This window comes from Actinosynnema sp. (assembly GCF_052038725.1).
The window spans coordinates 1-1521 of the sequence record NZ_JBQGCX010000181.1; the positions used below are offsets into that span (position 1 = coordinate 1).

Consider the following 1521-nt stretch of genomic DNA (forward strand, 5'->3'; position numbering starts at 1 on the left):
GCGGCCAGGACGGTCCGCAACCGCGCGAGCGAGTCGGGTTCCACGGGCGCGATCCTCGCACGCGGCGGGGGCGGGATCAGGCGGTCGTCACGGCATGGGAGCGTCCTGGCCTGGTCGGTGCTGGTCTGGTCGGTGCTGGCCTAGTTGCTGCTGGCCTGGCGTGCTCGTGGCGACTGGTCAGGTCCACCAGCCGCTCCGAACCGAACGCGACGCCCTCGGCTGCCCGCGCCTCCACGGCCCCGTCGCCGCAGACCGGCATCCGGCCGCCCTGCTGGAGCTACTCGTGCGGGACGGCGGGCGCCTCCCCCTCGAACCGGTCGGGGTCCGGCCCCGGCCGGGCCGGGAACGCCGGGGCGCAGGCCGTCGCCCCGGCGTTCCCAGCGCCCGGCGGCCCGGCACTCGGTGGTGGTTCTCGTCGGCCAGGTCGTTCGCAGATCCAGTCCTGCCGGAAGCCCTCCACGCCGCGACTACACCGCGCTGACCAGCGCAGACCTCGCCGGTCTCACCCCGGCGGGGTCAGCCACCTCCGGGCGGGGTGCCGTCCTGGCCGGTGATGACCTGCTCCTGTAACTGGAGGATCTCCACCATCGGGAAGTCGTCGTAGTTGCTGAGCAGGACCCCGGTCCAGCCGGTGTCCGGGTAGACCGTCCAGTCGGCCCCGCAGCCCGCGTTGCCGCCTCCACGACCGAACGTCCACTGGTCACCGTTGAGGAGGTGGAGCGGGCCGGTGTAGCCCGTGAACGACCTGGGGTTGCGGCTGGGCAGCTTGGGGCCGGTCAGCAGTTCGGCGTAGGGCCTGGACAGGAGCGTGCCGTCGCGCAGCGCGTGCGCGAAGCGGACCAGGTCGGGCGCGGTGGCGAAGGCGTCGCCGGAGGAGTGGCCGATGAACGCGCGCGCCGGGTTCCGGCCTTCGATCGGCCCTGCGGTGCTGCCCCGGTCGAGGTGGCGCGCGACGTCCACCCGGCCCCCGCCCGCCTGCCTCGCGTACGGGTGCGCGATGCGGGCGTCGGAGAGCCACTGCGTCCGGGTATAGAACCCCGAACCGGTCATGCCCGCGCGCGTGAAGACGTGCTCGTGCACGTAGTCCCAGAACGTCGTCCCGGCGACGGCCTCCACGATCCGCGCCGCGATGGCCAACCCGACCCCGCCACCGGGCGTGTGCCCCTGGTCGGCCGAACCGGGGGCGGCCACCAGCCGGGCCTGGTGCGTCCACAGCCGGTGCTGCTCGCGCACCTCGTCACGGCTGTGGAAGACCCGCTGCCAGTCCGGCGCCGGGGCGTCCAGGCCACCGGTGCCGGTGAGGAGGTGGTGCACGGTCACCCGCTCGGCGAGGTCAGCGGGGAACCCGGTCAGGTGGGCGCCCACCGGGTCGGCCAACCCGACCGCGCCCGCCTGCACGAGCTGCAGGACGGCCACGGCCAGGAACGGCTGGCTGGCCGAGCTGAGGTTGAACGCGGTCCCCAGGTGATTGCCGATCCCGAGCTCCTCGTCCGCCATGCCGTAGGCGCGGGACAGCACGGT

The 1521-nt window shown here is 74.2% G+C and carries 1 protein-coding gene; it reads right to left on the reverse strand.

Translation table 11 applies throughout. The features are described from left to right. Positions 1 to 516: 516 nt before the first annotated feature. On the reverse strand, positions 517 to 1521 hold a 1005-nt coding region (locus tag ACTUAL_RS03335; protein WP_440899230.1), incomplete at its 5' end, for a serine hydrolase domain-containing protein.